12 protein-coding genes and 5 tRNA genes are annotated in these 13,756 nt (G+C 69.8%); 6 read left to right on the top strand and 11 right to left on the bottom strand.

Annotation, left to right across the window (positions count from 1 at the left end; translation table 11 throughout):
• Window positions 1-11 precede the first annotated feature (11 nt).
• Both purN and purH read left to right on the top strand, forming a co-directional pair.
• On the top strand, window positions 12-629 hold the full coding sequence (purN, locus tag LX88_RS01335) for a phosphoribosylglycinamide formyltransferase (RefSeq protein WP_090067166.1): 618 nt from the start codon (window positions 12-14) through the stop codon (window positions 627-629).
• The gene (purH, locus tag LX88_RS01330) at window positions 626-2,209 is read left to right on the top strand and encodes a bifunctional phosphoribosylaminoimidazolecarboxamide formyltransferase/IMP cyclohydrolase (RefSeq protein WP_090067167.1); all 1,584 of its coding nucleotides are present in this window, start codon (window positions 626-628) and stop codon (window positions 2,207-2,209) included. Before purN ends, purH begins: the two co-directional genes overlap by 4 nt.
• A gap of 75 nt (window positions 2,210-2,284) precedes the next feature.
• Here the strand turns inward: purH and LX88_RS01325 are convergent, their stop codons facing one another.
• Window positions 2,285-3,016: a hypothetical protein gene (locus LX88_RS01325; protein ID WP_258946085.1), complete on the bottom strand. Its 732-nt coding sequence runs from the start codon at window positions 3,014-3,016 to the stop codon at window positions 2,285-2,287.
• Between the two features lie 224 nt (window positions 3,017-3,240).
• Here LX88_RS01325 and imuA' point away from each other — a divergent pair, with 224 nt between their 5' ends.
• The 3 genes from imuA' to LX88_RS01310 are packed head-to-tail and all read left to right on the top strand — an operon-like array spanning window position 3,241 to window position 8,882.
• Window positions 3,241-4,035, top strand: coding sequence for a DnaE2-dependent mutagenesis accessory factor ImuA' (gene imuA' / locus LX88_RS01320; RefSeq protein WP_258946084.1), 795 nt, complete (start codon window positions 3,241-3,243; stop codon window positions 4,033-4,035).
• On the top strand, window positions 4,032-5,534 hold the full coding sequence (locus LX88_RS01315) for a DNA polymerase Y family protein (protein WP_258946083.1): 1,503 nt from the start codon (window positions 4,032-4,034) through the stop codon (window positions 5,532-5,534). Before imuA' ends, LX88_RS01315 begins: the two co-directional genes overlap by 4 nt.
• Before the next feature lie 60 nt (window positions 5,535-5,594).
• Entirely contained in the window at window positions 5,595-8,882 is a 3,288-nt protein-coding gene (locus LX88_RS01310) for an error-prone DNA polymerase (protein ID WP_258946082.1), read from the top strand.
• 13 nt (window positions 8,883-8,895) lie between these two features.
• On the opposite strand, the gene LX88_RS01305 is transcribed toward LX88_RS01310, so the two are convergent.
• From LX88_RS01305 to LX88_RS01275, 7 genes are all read right to left on the bottom strand, one after another.
• On the bottom strand, window positions 8,896-9,567 hold the full coding sequence (locus LX88_RS01305) for an SUKH-4 family immunity protein (protein WP_258946081.1): 672 nt from the start codon (window positions 9,565-9,567) through the stop codon (window positions 8,896-8,898).
• A 15-nt stretch (window positions 9,568-9,582) separates the two neighbouring features.
• Window positions 9,583-9,654 (bottom strand) — tRNA-Asn (locus LX88_RS01300).
• 16 nt (window positions 9,655-9,670) lie between these two features.
• A tRNA-Ser gene (locus tag LX88_RS01295) sits at window positions 9,671-9,759 on the bottom strand.
• 8 nt (window positions 9,760-9,767) lie between these two features.
• Window positions 9,768-9,852: transfer RNA gene (locus tag LX88_RS01290), tRNA-Ser, on the bottom strand.
• An 11-nt stretch (window positions 9,853-9,863) separates the two neighbouring features.
• A tRNA-Phe gene (locus LX88_RS01285) sits at window positions 9,864-9,935 on the bottom strand.
• Between the two features lie 103 nt (window positions 9,936-10,038).
• Window positions 10,039-10,110, bottom strand: a tRNA-Arg gene (locus LX88_RS01280).
• Window positions 10,111-10,380: 270 nt separating this feature from the next.
• Complete coding sequence (locus LX88_RS01275; protein ID WP_258946080.1) at window positions 10,381-10,944, bottom strand: dihydrofolate reductase family protein; 564 nt, start codon at window positions 10,942-10,944, stop codon at window positions 10,381-10,383.
• Between the two features lie 77 nt (window positions 10,945-11,021).
• Here LX88_RS01275 and LX88_RS01270 point away from each other — a divergent pair, with 77 nt between their 5' ends.
• Window positions 11,022-11,591, top strand: a complete 570-nt coding sequence (locus LX88_RS01270) for a TetR/AcrR family transcriptional regulator (RefSeq protein ID WP_258946079.1) — start codon at window positions 11,022-11,024, stop codon at window positions 11,589-11,591.
• Here the strand turns inward: LX88_RS01270 and LX88_RS01265 are convergent.
• From LX88_RS01265 to LX88_RS01255, 3 genes are read right to left on the bottom strand one after another with little or no spacing between them, the layout of a single operon-like run.
• The gene (locus LX88_RS01265; protein WP_112262406.1) at window positions 11,581-11,874 is read right to left on the bottom strand and encodes a DUF3017 domain-containing protein; all 294 of its coding nucleotides are present in this window, start codon (window positions 11,872-11,874) and stop codon (window positions 11,581-11,583) included. The two genes, LX88_RS01270 and LX88_RS01265, sit on opposite strands and share 11 nt — an antisense overlap.
• 13 nt (window positions 11,875-11,887) lie before the next feature.
• The gene (locus LX88_RS01260) at window positions 11,888-12,736 is read right to left on the bottom strand and encodes a bifunctional methylenetetrahydrofolate dehydrogenase/methenyltetrahydrofolate cyclohydrolase (protein ID WP_090067172.1); all 849 of its coding nucleotides are present in this window, start codon (window positions 12,734-12,736) and stop codon (window positions 11,888-11,890) included.
• On the bottom strand, window positions 12,733-13,653 hold the full coding sequence (locus LX88_RS01255; RefSeq protein ID WP_258946078.1) for a DMT family transporter: 921 nt from the start codon (window positions 13,651-13,653) through the stop codon (window positions 12,733-12,735). The genes LX88_RS01260 and LX88_RS01255 overlap by 4 nt, the downstream gene beginning before the upstream one ends.
• Window positions 13,654-13,756: the final 103 nt, after the last annotated feature.

Below are 13,756 nucleotides of genomic sequence, written 5' to 3'. Positions count from 1 at the left end.
AGGAGTAGACGCTGAGCACCGAACTTCGGCTTCCCACACCGGCGCGCGTCGTCGTACTCGTCTCCGGTTCCGGAACCCTCATGCAGGCGTTGCTGGACGCCGACCTCCCGATCGAGGTGGTCGCCGTCGGCGCCGACCGCGAGAACATCGAGGGCCTCAAGCGCGCCGAGCGCGCGGGGGTGCCCTGCTTCGCAGTGAAGCTGCGCGACCACGCCGACCGCACGGCCTGGGACGCGGCGCTGACCGAGGCGGTCGCGTCGTACGAGCCCGACCTGGTCGTGTCCGCCGGCTTCATGAAGATCATCGGCGAGCAGTTCCTCGCCCGCTTCGGCGGCCGGATGATCAACACCCACCCCGCGCTGCTGCCGGCCTTCCCCGGCGCGCACGGCGTGCGGGACGCACTGGCCTACGGCGTGCACGTCACCGGTTCGACGGTGCACCTGGTCGACGCGGGCGTCGACACGGGCCCGATCCTCGCGCAGGAGGCCGTGGTCGTCGAACCCGGCGACACCGAGGACACCCTGCACGAACGCATCAAGGTCGTCGAACGCCGGCTGCTCGTCGAGACAGTCGGCCGACTCGCCCGTGAGGGCTGCACCGTGAACGGACGAAAGGTGAGCATTCCGTGACGACTCCTGGGAGCACTCCCGCCGAGAGGCGACCGGTCCGCCGGGCCCTGATCGGGGTCTCCGACAAGGCCGGCCTGCTGGAGCTGGCCACCGGCCTGCACGCGGCCGGAGTCGAGATCGTGTCCACCGGCGGCACCGCGAAGGTGCTGGCGGACGCGGGCGTCCCCGTGACGCCGGTCGAGCAGGTCACCGGGTTCCCCGAGTGCCTCGACGGCCGCGTGAAGACGCTGCACCCGCGCGTGCACGCCGGTCTGCTGGCCGACCTGCGCAAGGACTCGCACGTCCAGCAGCTGCGCGAGATGGACATCGCGCCGTTCGACCTGCTGGTCGTGAACCTGTACCCGTTCACGCAGACCGTCGCCTCGGGTGCCTCCCCCGACGACTGCGTCGAGCAGATCGACATCGGCGGCCCCGCGATGGTCCGCGCCTCGGCGAAGAACCACGCGAACGTGGCGGTCGTCGTCGACCCGGCCCGTTACGACTGGGTGCTGGAGAACGTCCGCGAGGGCGGCTTCACCCTGGCCGACCGCCAGCGCCTGGCCGCCGACGCGTTCCGCCACACCGCGTCCTACGACGTGGCCGTGGCTTCGTGGATGGGCAACGCCCTGGCGCCGGACGACGAGGGCAGCGGCTTCCCCGGCTGGGTCGGCGCGACCTGGAACCGGTCGAACGTGCTGCGCTACGGCGAGAACCCGCACCAGAGCGCCGCGATCTACACGCAGGGCGACGGCCGCACCGGCCTGGCGTCGGCGAAGCAGTTGCACGGCAAGGAGATGTCGTACAACAACTACCTCGACGGCGACGCCGCCTGGCGTGCCGCGTGGGACCACGAGCTGCCGTGCGTCGCGATCATCAAGCACGCCAACCCGTGCGGCATCGCGGTGTCCGAGCTGAGCATCGCGGACGCGCACCGCAAGGCGCACGAGTGCGACCCGCTCAGCGCGTTCGGCGGTGTCATCGCGTCGAACCGCGAGGTCACCGTGGAGATGGCCGAGTTCGTCTCGGAGATCTTCACCGAGGTCGTCATCGCCCCGTCCTATGAGGACGGTGCGGTCGAGGTGCTGCAGCGCAAGAAGAACGTGCGCATCCTCGTGGCCGAGCCCCCCGCCCGCGGTGGCGCCGAGATGCGCCCGGTGTCCGGCGGCCTGCTGCTGCAGCAGCGCGACGCCGTCGACGCCTCCGGCGACTCGCCCGAGAACTGGACGCTCGCGTGCGGCAAGCCCGCGGACGAGAAGACGCTGGCGGACCTCGAGTTCGCGTGGCGTGCGATCCGCGCGGTGAAGTCGAACGCGATCCTGCTGGCGAACGACGGTGCCACCGTCGGTGTCGGCATGGGCCAGGTCAACCGGGTCGACTCGTCGCACCTCGCGGTGAAGCGCGCCGGTGAGCGGGCCCAGGGCGCGGTCGGTGCCTCCGACGCGTTCTTCCCGTTCCCGGACGGCCTCGAGGTGCTGCTGGAGGCCGGCGTCCGCGCGGTCGTGCAGCCCGGCGGTTCGGTGCGCGACCCCGAGGTCATCGCGAAGGCCGAGCAGGCGGGCGTCACGCTCTACCTGACGGGCACGCGCCACTTCGCTCACTGACCGTAACCGCACGCGGGGACCTTTCGTACTCTCATGCAGTACGAAAGGTCCCCGCGTGCGGTGAAACTGGAGCGGTCAGAACTTCGCGACCATCTCCTCGGCGATGCCCCTCGCGGCGGCTTCGAGCTCCGCGACGTCGGGCCTGGTGTTGCTGAAGAGCCCCGCGTCCCAGCCCAGGTGGTCTACCTCGACGATCGCGTCGTCCTTGCGGACGATGATCGAGATCTCGGTGAACGCGGAGTCGGTCTCCACCAGCACGACCGCGGCCTTGTCGCCGAGCCCTTCGAGGGGCTTCATCTGAGGTGTGCCCTCCTTGTTCAGCATGTGCTGCGCCACGATCCGGTCGAAGTCGGCTTCCGCCTGCTCCTGCTCGCCGGAGACGTGGACGTCGGTGCTGCGGTGGCCCTTGCCGTCGACGCCCTTGGTCTGGTTCCACGAGCAGCTCGTGCGCGTGCCGTCCGGCAGTTCCGTCTCGCGTGAGCCCAGGCCGTTCGGGTTCGTCGTGCGCGCCTTGGCGAGCGCGGCCTCGGAGACGTTGCCGCACACCGGGGGCAGCTTGTCGGCACGCCTGCTGGTGCCGCTGTCCTTGTTGATGTTGAGGTACAGCACGAGCCCGGTGATGAGGCCGGCGAGCACCAGCACGCCGGCGAGGATGCCGAGGACCAGTGGCGCCTTGCTCTTCTTGGGTGGCTGCGGCGGACCCCAGCCCGGTGGTGGTTGCTGCCAGCCCTGTTGTGGAGGTGGCTGCTGCCAGCCCTGGTGCCGTGGCGGTTGCTGCTGCCAGCCGTGCGGAGGTGGTTGAGTCACGATTTCCCCAGTTCGCGGTACGTCGTCGGCCACCGTAGAGGACCTTCTGGACCCGTGTGGCCGTGTCCACCAAAAGGGTGACGCCGTGGGATTGACACAAGGGTGCGTCCACGCGCTACGATCATCTCGTTCGTTCGAACAAGCGTTCGAATAAGCAAGTCGCCGAACTTCCCTCGGCGGCCGTGCACAGGGGTGCGCACGGTCCGTGATGGGAGGTGGGTGGAGTGTCCAGGTCGGCAACGGCGTCGTTGGCCGCGCTCGGGGTGAACCCGGCCAGCGAGTTGACCAGCACCACCACCGACCACAGCACGGGGCGGGTCCTGCCGGTTCGCGGGGAACTGGCGGGCCTGCTCCCGTGGGGCGGCTTGCGGCGGGGCAGCACGGTGTCGGTGGGCGGATCGACATCGTTGCTGCTCGCCCTTCTCGCGGGTGCGACCGCCGACGGCTGCTGGGCCGCCGTGGTCGGCCTGCCCCAGATCGGGGTGCTGGCCGCGGCCGAACTGGGCGTGGCGGTGCAGCGCCTGGCGTTGATCCCACGTCCGGGCTCCGACCCGGGCCCGGTCATCGCGGCCCTGCTCGACGGCATGGACCTGGTGGCCGTCGCCTGTCCACTACCTCCCTCGCTGGCCCGCCGCCTCACGGCCCGCGCCCGCCAGCGCCGCGCCGTGCTCATCGCCTTCGGCGCCTGGCCCTCGGCCGACGTGGCGCTGACCGCGGAGTCCGTGAGCTGGAACGCCCTGGACGACGGCGCGGAAACGTTGCGGCGCCAGCAGATCACCGTGCGCAGCGGCGGCAGGGGCTCGGCCGGGAAGGCCAAGCACGCGCTGCTGACGTTCGGTGCGGAAGAGATCGAGCTCCCGCTGGTGGCCGGTGGACCGGCCCGTTCCGACGAGCCGGCTGATGCCGGTCCGGACCGGGCCGACGAACTGGCCGCCAAGCGGGCGGACAGTGCCGCCGTCAGGCGGACGGAGGCGGTCGAGCGCCTGGTCAGGCTGGCGCGGAAGGGCCCGCCGGCATGAAGGACACGCGTCTGCTCGCGGTCTGGTGCCCCGACTGGCCCGTCATCGCCGCCTGCGCCGCCACCGGCACCGCACCGCACGTGCCGGTGGCGGTGGTCGACGGCAACGAGATCGTGTCCACCTCGGCCGTGGCGCGCAAAGAGGGGATCCGGCGGGCCATGCGCAGGCGCGCGGCCGAGGCGATGTGCCCGGAGCTGATCACCTTCGAGCACGACCCGCAGCGCGACGCCCGGTTCTTCGAGCCGGTGGCGGAGGCCGTCGAGGAACTCGCGCCCGGCATCGAGGTCGTGCAGCCGGGGCTGGTCGCGGTGCCGGCACAGGGCCCGGTCGGCTACTTCGGGACCGCGGAACAGGCGGCCGAGCGGATCGTCGACCACGTCGCGAGCCGTACCGGGACGGAAGCCCAGGTCGGTGTGGCCGACAGCCTCTTCGCGGCCACGAAAGCGGCGCACCGCAACGTGATCGTGCCGCCGGAGCGGACCGCGGAGTTCCTCCGGCCGTTGGGCGTGCACGAGCTCGACGCCCCGGAGCTGGTCGACCTGCTCAGGAGGCTCGGGCTGAAGACGCTCGGCGCGTTCGCGGAGGTGCCGGAGAACGCGGTGGCGTCCCGGTTCGGCGGGCCGGCGACGAGGCAGCACCGGCTGGCGCGCGGGTTGCCGGAACGCCCGCTCGACAAGCGCAGGCCCGCACCGGAGCTGGCGGTCACCGAGACCTTCGACGAACCGGTCGAGCGGATCGACGCGGCCGCGTTCGCCGCGAAGGTCCTCTCGGAACGGCTGCACGAGAACCTCGCGGTCCGCGGTCTCGCGTGCACGCGGCTCGGCATCCACGCCCGCACCGAGAACGACGAGGAGCTGGGCCGGGTGTGGCGGGCCGCGGAACCGTTGACACCGAGGGGGATCGCGGACCGGGTGCGCTGGCAGCTCGACGGCTGGCTCACCCGTGAACGCCTCACCTCCGGCATCCGCACGCTCACCCTCGAACCGGTCGAGGTCGTCAACGGCACCGCGCTCCAGCTCGGGTTGTGGGGCCACGACGACGAACGCGCGGTGCGGGCGCTGCTGCACGTCCAGGGGCTGCTCGGCCCGGACGGCGTGCTCACCGGCGTGATCGACGGCGGCAGGGGACCGGGGGAGCAGGTCAAGCTCGTGCCGTGGGGTGACGAGCGGATCCCGTCGGCGAACCCGGACCACCCGTGGCCCGGCCGGCTGACCAGGGCGCCCGCGACGCTCGCCGACGACCCCGCGGAGCTCAGGGACTCCGAAGGTGCCGAGGTCGGTGTGACCGGCAGGCTCGAGCTCACCGCGAGGCCGAAGGCCCTGACCGTCAGGGGGAGAACGCGCGAGATCACCGCGTGGGCCGGGCCGTGGCCGGTCGACGAGCGGTGGTGGGCGCCGGACCCGCACCGGGCCGCGCGCATCCAGGTGCAGACGGACGACCAGGCGTTCCTGCTGATCCGCAGGGACCAGAGGTGGTTTCTGGAAGGGGTGTACGACTGATGCACGACGAGTACTGGGACCTGCTGGAGATCCTGATCCCGTTGCCGCGCAAGGAAGCCGATGGGCTGGAATAACCCACCGGTCCGCTGGCGGGAGCTGGAGCGGGCGCTGTCCGGCAAGCCCTACGAGCAGAAGCCCGACGGCGGTGACGGTCCGGGATGGGGAAGACACCGCGACCGGTACACCGCCCCACCGGGTTTCGCGCTGCACGCGGACGAGATGGCGGTCACCCGCAAGCGCGTCCCGTACGCGGAGCTGCACTGCCACTCCAACTTCAGCTGGCTCGACGGCGCGAGCCACCCCGAGGAACTGGTCGAGGAGGCGCAGCGGCTCAAGCTCGACGCCATCGCGATCACCGACCACGACGGCATGTACGGCGTCGTGCGGTTCGCCGAGGCGGCCAAGGAACTCGGCATGCACACGGTGTTCGGTGCCGAGCTGAGCATCGGGCTGAGCAGGCCCGCCAACGGCGAACCGGATCCCGAGGGCGACCACCTGCTTCTGCTGGCACGCCAGCAGCCCGGCTATCACGCGCTGTGCCGCACGCTCACCACCGGGCACCTCGACGGTAACGCCGAGAAGGGTAAACCGGTCTACGACGTCGACCAGATCGTCGCCGACACCAAGGGCGACGTCGTGGTGCTCACGGGCTGCCGCAAGGGAACCGTGCGCCGGGCGCTGGTGCGAGAGGGCCCGGAGGCGGCGTTCGAGGAGATCGTCAGGCTCACCGACCTGTTCGGCAAGGGACGCGTCTACGTCGAGCTCACCGACCACGGCCTGCCCGAGGACAGCCGGCGCAACGACATCCTCAACGCGATGGCGCAGCAGTTGCAACTCCCTGTCGTGGCAACGAATGCGGTGCACTACGCGACCCCGAGCCGTGGCAGGCTCGCCGCCGCGATGGCGGCCGTGCGCGCACGAAGCAGCCTCGACGACATGGCGGGCTGGCTGCCGCCGTCGCCCGCCGCGTTCCTGCGCAGCGGCGAGGAGATGTTCCACCGGTTCCGCCGCTTCCCCGGTGCCGTGCACAACGCCGCGTTGCTCGGCATGCAGCTGGCGTTCGACCTGCGGCTGGTCGCGCCGAAGCTGCCGCCGTTCGACGTGCCGCGCGGCCACACCGAGATCACCTGGCTGCGCCGGCTCACCTACGAGGGCGCGCGGCGGCGGTACCCCGACGGCGACGAGAAGGCGTTCCGGCAGATCGAGCACGAGCTGAAGGTCATCGAGCAGCTCGGCTTCCCCGGCTACTTCCTCGTCGTGCACGACATCGTGGACTTCTGCAAGCGCAACGACATCCTCTGCCAGGGCAGGGGCAGCGCGGCGAACTCCGCGGTGTGCTTCGCGCTCGGCATCACGAACGTCGACGCGGTCCGCTTCGACCTGCTCTTCGAACGGTTCCTCGCCCCCGCCCGCGACGGCCCGCCCGACATCGACGTCGACATCGAGTCCGACCGGCGCGAGGAGGTCATCCAGCACGTCTACTCCAAGTACGGCCGCAGGCACGCGGCGCAGGTCGCGAACGTCATCACCTACCGCGCCCGTTCCGCGGTGCGCGACATGGCCCGCGCGCTCGGCCACTCGCCGGGCCAGCAGGACGCGTGGAGCAAGCAGATAGACAGGTGGGGGCCGCTCGGCACCACCACCGACGACTGCGACATCCCGCGCGACGTGCTGGAACTGTCCGCACAGCTGGAGAACTTCCCGCGCCACCTCGGCATCCACTCCGGCGGCATGGTGATCTGCGACCGCGCCGTCAGCGAGGTGTGCCCGGTGGAGAAGGCGCGCATGGACAAGCGCACGGTCCTGCAGTGGGACAAGGACGACTGCGCGTCCATCGGCCTGGTGAAGTTCGACCTGCTCGGCCTCGGCATGCTCTCCGCGCTGCACTACGCCATCGACCTCGTCCGCGACCACGAGGGCGTCGACGTCGACATGGGTCAGCTCAACCTCAACGACCAGCGCGTCTACGAGATGTTGCAGAAGGCCGACTCGGTCGGTGTCTTCCAGGTGGAGAGCCGCGCGCAGATGGCGACGTTGCCGCGCCTGAAGCCGCGCGAGTTCTACGACCTGGTCGTCGAGGTCGCGCTGATCAGGCCGGGCCCGATCCAGGGCGGCTCGGTGCACCCGTACATCCGGCGCCGCAACAAGCAGGAGGAGTGGGACTACGACCACCCGTTGCTGGAGAACGCGCTGAAGAAGACCTACGGCGTGCCGTTGTTCCAGGAACAGCTCATGCAGATCGCGGTCGACGTGGCCGGCTTCACCGCCGCCGAGGCCGACGAACTGCGCCGCGCGATGGGCGCCAAGCGTTCGACCGCCCGAATGGAACGCCTGCGCGACCGCTTCTACGAGGGCTGCGCCGCCCAGGACATCACCGAGGAGCTGGCCGGCCGCATCTACGCGAAGCTGCTGGCGTTCGCCAACTTCGGCTTCCCCGAGTCGCACGCCCTGTCGTTCGCGCACCTGGTGTTCGTGAGCGCGTGGTTCAAGCTCTACTACCCGGCGGCGTTCTGCGCGGCCCTGCTCAGGGCCCAGCCGATGGGTTTCTACTCACCGCAGTCGCTGGTGATCGACGCCCGCCGCCACGGCGTGACGGTGCACGGCCCGTGCGTGAACCGCTCGCTTCCCTGGGCGGGCCTGGAACCGTTCGAGGGCAAGAACGCCGTCCGCATCGGCCTGTCCGCCGTACGCGGCATCGGCGACGCGGACGCCGGACGAATCGTTGCCGCACAACCGTTCCGGGACATGGAGGACTTCGGCACCCGAGTGCAGCTCACCGCGGCCCAGGTGGAAGCCCTCGCCACGGCGGGCGCCTTCTCCTGCTTCGGCCTGGAACGCCGCGAGGCGCTCTGGGCGGCGGGCGCGGTGGCCGCGATCCGGTCAGACCGCCTGCCCGGCACCGTGGTCGGCGTCGACGCACCCGCGTTGCCGGGCATGGACGACGTCGAACTGGCGGTGGCGGACGTCTGGGCCACGGGCCTGTCCCCGGACAGCTTCCCCACCCAGTTCGTCAGGTCCACTTTGGACTCGATGGGCGCACTGCCGGTGGACGCGCTCAGCTCCGTCGAACCCGGCACGCGAGTGCTGATCGGCGGCGCGGTGACACATCGGCAACGGCCGGCGACGGCGGGCGGCGTCACGTTCCTCAACATCGAGGACGAGACGGGGATGGTGAACGTCGTGTGCTCGCCGGGGCTGTGGGCCCGGTACCGGCGGGTGGCGCGCAGCAGCGGGGCGATGCTGGTGCGGGGGACCGTCGAGTCGGCCGACGGCGTGATCAGCCTGCTGGCGGACCGGTTGCAGCACCTGGACCTGCGCATCCCGTCGAAGTCACGGGACTTCCGCTGAGTTCCCCTGGAGATCAGTGGCCTGGATCGGTGATGGTCTCGTACCAGAGCGAGCCGGGGAAGACGGCTCGGAGCTGGTCGTCGATCCGCTCCACCTGTTGCAGGACGATCCACTCGCACTCCCGGAGGCCGGCCCAGAACGCTTCCACTTCCTCGTGTGGTGCGTCAAAGGCAGGCTCTTCCAGCGTTCTCATGACCTGCACCGCCGCGCGCCACCGCCAGCAGACCTGGACCAGTTGGGCCACCGACGAATTGATGAAGTTCACCGAGGGGTGGTGCAGGTGAGGGCGGTACGGTCGCAGGTCGCGATGGATGTCCTCGACAGTCATCGGTCTCTTCCTGATCGCCAGAACTCTGCCGTCGCCTGCCACCGCGCCCATCCGCGGGGTGCCCTCCCGCGATCCCCATCCGCCCAGCAGGTAGAGCCGGTCCTCGGGCGTGATCAGGAGGCTTTCGAACGGGCCCGCGACGTTGGGCACGAGCACCGGTTCGGTCTCGGCTTGGAAGTCGGGTGTCTCGACCCCGTCGTTCGGCAGCCCCCACCGCGACAGGGCGTCGAGATCGCGTTCCGGCAGCCGCCACTCGCGCAGCACCTGCTCGGAAGGGCACGTCCGCGCGCTGACGTCGACGATCGAGTCCAGTGGTGCCGTCAGCACCTCGACGAGCCGCTCTGCCCCCGGAGACATGGGGGTGGAGCGTAGTTCCCCTGCCAGGATTCGAACCTGGTCCTCCCGCGTAACAGTCGGGCGTGCCGCCGCCAGCACTTCAGAGGACACGAACTGGGTGGAGCGGAGGATGCAGGACTCGAACCTGCGCAGCGCTCGCGCGCTGACCACTGTTTTCGAGACAGCTGCCTTACCGGGCTCGGCCAATCCTCCTCAGGACGCGGAGGGCGCGCGGATCGAACGCGCGCCAGACATCGCTGGACCTCGGATCAGCAATCCGGTGCCTTACCACTCGGCCAGCCCTCCTTCGTCCTGCGTGGCTCCCCAGGGAGTCGAACCCTGACCACCGGGTCTTCACCCCGGTGCTCTGCCAGTTGAGCTAAAGAGCCTTGCGCGTCCCGGAGGACGCCTTTCCGTCGGATGCCCGCGAGTCGAACGCGGTGTGTCCTCATCCCAAATGAGGTGGGTTGCCGTCTCCCTCGCACCCGTGAGCACCCCTGCCAGGAGTCGAACCTGAATCTCGGCGTTCGTAGCGCCGCACTCTCTCCATTGAGCTACAAGGGCAAGAATTAAAAATGCACGACAAACAAAGAGAGCCGCCCTTGTCGGTTTCCCGATGGGCGGCTCCCTGAGTGGCCTTGGTACCTCATGCCACTACAAGGAGCTCACCTGCGAAAACGGTCGCGAGGAGCTGGGACGTCGTGATGAGCGCACGCACGCGACGAGGCTGCTAAAGCTCTCGCCTCGCATCTCCTGGCTGCTCATGACGATCCCCTTCGGCTTGGTGTGTGGCACAAGTATTACGGCGGGCGCTGCCCGCCGTCAATCATTTTCTTAAACGCGGTCGTAACTCATGAACGAAACTCCGCTCTCGAACAGTCGCGCATCGGTGCGCTGGAACTTCGTGATGTCGGCTTTCCCGTCGAACAGCGGGATGCCGCGCCCGAACGCCACGGGGTGGATCTTGAGCAGCAACCGGTCGACCTCGGGCAGCAGTTCGGCGGCCAGCTTGCCGCCGCCGCACAGCCAGATGTCGAGGCCGTCCTCGGCCTTCATCGACCGGACGCGGCCGACGACGTCCTCGCGGATCACCTCGACGTCGTCCGGGGTGCCGGTCACCCGGGTGGACACGACGAACTGGCGCAGGTGTGCGTAGGGCGAGGCCAGACCACCGGGGACCTGGTAGGTGTTGCGGCCCATCAGGACGGTGTCGAAGTGCTGGTTCGGCGCGTCCGCCAGGCCGAACGGCTCGCGGAGCTGGGTCGGCAGCGTCTCCGGGTAGTGCGCGTTGATGCCGGCCATGTGGTCGCCTTCGAAGAGGAACCCGTCGAAGGTCCCGTCCTCGGCCGCGATGAACCCGTCGAGCGTGACGGCGACGTAGTAAACGAGCTTTCGCAAAGCAAGACCCCCTGGTGGATGTCGTTCAACCACGACAACTGTAGTACTATGTTTGTAGTGGTTGTCAAGGAGGCGGCGTGGTCCGGAACGAGGCAAGGCGCACGGCACTGCTGGACGCGGCGATCGACGTCCTGGCACAGGAGGGCGCGCGGGGGCTGACCTACCGCGCGATCGACGCGAAGGCCGGGGTGCCGGCGGGTACGGCGTCGAACTACTTCGCGAACCGCGACGAGCTGATGCCGGCGGTGATGACGCGGGTGCACGAGAGGCTCATGCCGTCCGGCGAGTCCGTCGCGGAGTCGCTCGCGTTGCCGCGCGACAGGTCGCTGACGGTGAAGTTCATGCACGACATCATCAAGCGGGCGGACGCGGACAAGGCCTGCTACCTCGCGATGATGGAGCTGCGGCTCGAGGCCACGAGGAGGCCGGAGATCCGGGAGGCGCTCACGAGGACGATCGCCGGCAACATCGAGGACAACGTCGCGTTCAACGAGGAGTCGAAGCTGCCGGGCGACCGGATGACCGTCGTCTCGCTGTACTTCGCGATGACGGGGCTGATCTACGAACGGCTGACGCTGCCGGACGTGGTGGCCACCATGGACCTCGACGAGCTCGTCGAGGTCATGGTGAACCGCGCTATCGGCTGAGCGGGCCGCCGGTGATCGTCAGTGCGACGGCGATCACCACGATGCCCAGCGTCGAGTAGAGGAACGCGTCCATGCCGCGGCCGCGGATCTTGATCAGACCCGCCTGCTCGTCGGTCACGAGGATCCGCAGCACGGCCGCGACCAGCAACGACACTCCGAGCAGCACCGCGCCCTGCCGCCAGTGGTACTGGAAGATCCGCACCAGCCCGAGCACACCGACTCCCAGCACCAGCGCGAACGGCAGGTGCTTCCCGGGGCCCGAGCGCCAGCGCTGTTCCGGCATGAGCGCCTCGGCGTCAGACCGCTGCATTGGCGCGCTCGGCTGCTTCGACGGTGTTGGTCAGCAGCATCGCGACGGTCATCGGGCCCGCGCCACCGGGGATCGGGGCGAGCCAGCCGGCGACCTCGCGGACCTCGGGGGCCACGTCGCCGACGAGGCCGGCCTCGGTGCGGGTGATGCCGACGTCGACCACGGCCGCGCCCGGCTTGACCATGTCCGCGGTGATCAGGCCCGGGCTGCCGGCGCCGGCGATCACGATGTCCGCCCGGCGCACCTCCGCCGCGAGGTCCTTGGTGCCGGTGTGGCACAGCGTCACGGTGGCGTTCTCGGAACGGCGGGTCAGCAGCAGGCCGATCGGGCGGCCCACGGTGACGCCGCGGCCGATCACGGTGACGTTCGCGCCTGCGATCGGCACCTCGTAGCGGCGCAGCAGTTCCACGATGCCGCGCGGCGTGGCGGGCAGCGCCGCCTCCTCGCCGAGCACCAGCTTGCCGAGGTTGACCGGGTGCAGGCCGTCGCCGTCCTTGGCCGGGTCGATGCGCTCCAGGATCGCGTTCGCGTTGAGGTGCTTGGGCAGCGGCAGCTGAACGATGTACGCGGTGACCTCGGGGTTCGCGTTCAGCTCGTCGATGACGGCTTCCAGCTCCTGCTGCGTGATCGACTCGGGCAGGTCGCGCCGGATCGACTTGATGCCGACCTTCTCGCACGCCCTGTGCTTGCCCTTGACGTACGAGTGCGAGCCGGGGTCGTCGCCGACCAGCACGGTGGCCAGGCCCACGGAGCCGGGCAGCGCGGCGACCCGCGCCTTCAGGTCCTCGAACAGCGCGTTCCGGGTTTCGTTGCCGTTGAGCAGCGTCGCAGTCACGTCCTCATCTTCCCATTGGGCAGGGCCGCGACGCCCACCGACACCAGCGTCAGCACCACGCCGATCACCGTCGGCAACGCGAGGTGCCCGCTCACCGCGTCGAGCAGCACGGCCCCGATGAGCTGACCGCACACGCCGCACAGCCCGACCATCAGCACGCCGATGAACCGCACCGACGTGATCGCGCCACCCACGCCGACGATGCCCAGCAACCCGCCGAGGTACAGCCACCAGGCAGAGGGGAACGCGCCGGGTACTCCGCTCCACGTCACGGCATTGACCAGCGACAACGCGACCGTGCCGACGGTGAAGTTCACCAGGATCGTCGCCATCGAGTTGGCCGCGGCCTCGCGCACCAGCCCGTTCACCGCCTGCTGCCAGCCCATCAGCAGGCCCGCGATCAGCGGCAGCACCGCGAGCCACAACGCGCCGGGCGACGTGAACTGGTGCGACACGGCGACGGTGACCGCGATAACACCGACGGCCGCTCCGACGACACGTGTTCTTGTAATCGGCTTCGACTCACCGGGACCGACCCCGAGGTTGTCCATGACCATGCTGCTCACGACCTGCCCGATCACGACCGCGACCGTGAACACCGCCACACCGATGGTCGCGACCGCCAGTCCCTGGGAGCCCACGAGCACCGCGCCGCTGATGCCGCCGATGCATTCCCACCAGCGGATGCGGCGCCGGCGCAGCGCCTCCCGCAGTCGCAGCAGGCCGTCCCTCCCGGACTGTCGCGTCAGGACGACCGCGAGCAGCACGAACCACCCTCCGGCGAAGGAGATCAACGCCGCCAGCAGGCCGTTGCCCAGCGACTGGGCGAGCGATCCGTTGACGCGCGCCTGGACCGCGATCGCCACTCCGCCCGCCGCCGCCAGCAGACCGCCGGTCACCTGCGCGGACCGCGTCACAAGGCCTCCAGATAGGTCAAAGGTGTTCTTGATCAGCTTTAACCTTGCACGTCCACCGCGTTATGGTCGGGCCTCCACCGTTCGGCGCAGTGGCGGGGGACGT

This window comes from Lentzea californiensis (genome assembly GCF_024648825.1).
Taxonomy (GTDB): domain Bacteria; phylum Actinomycetota; class Actinomycetes; order Mycobacteriales; family Pseudonocardiaceae; genus Lentzea; species Lentzea californiensis.
The sequence above is the reverse complement of the archived record's forward strand: the minus strand, read 5'-3'. Positions and strand labels throughout refer to the sequence as shown.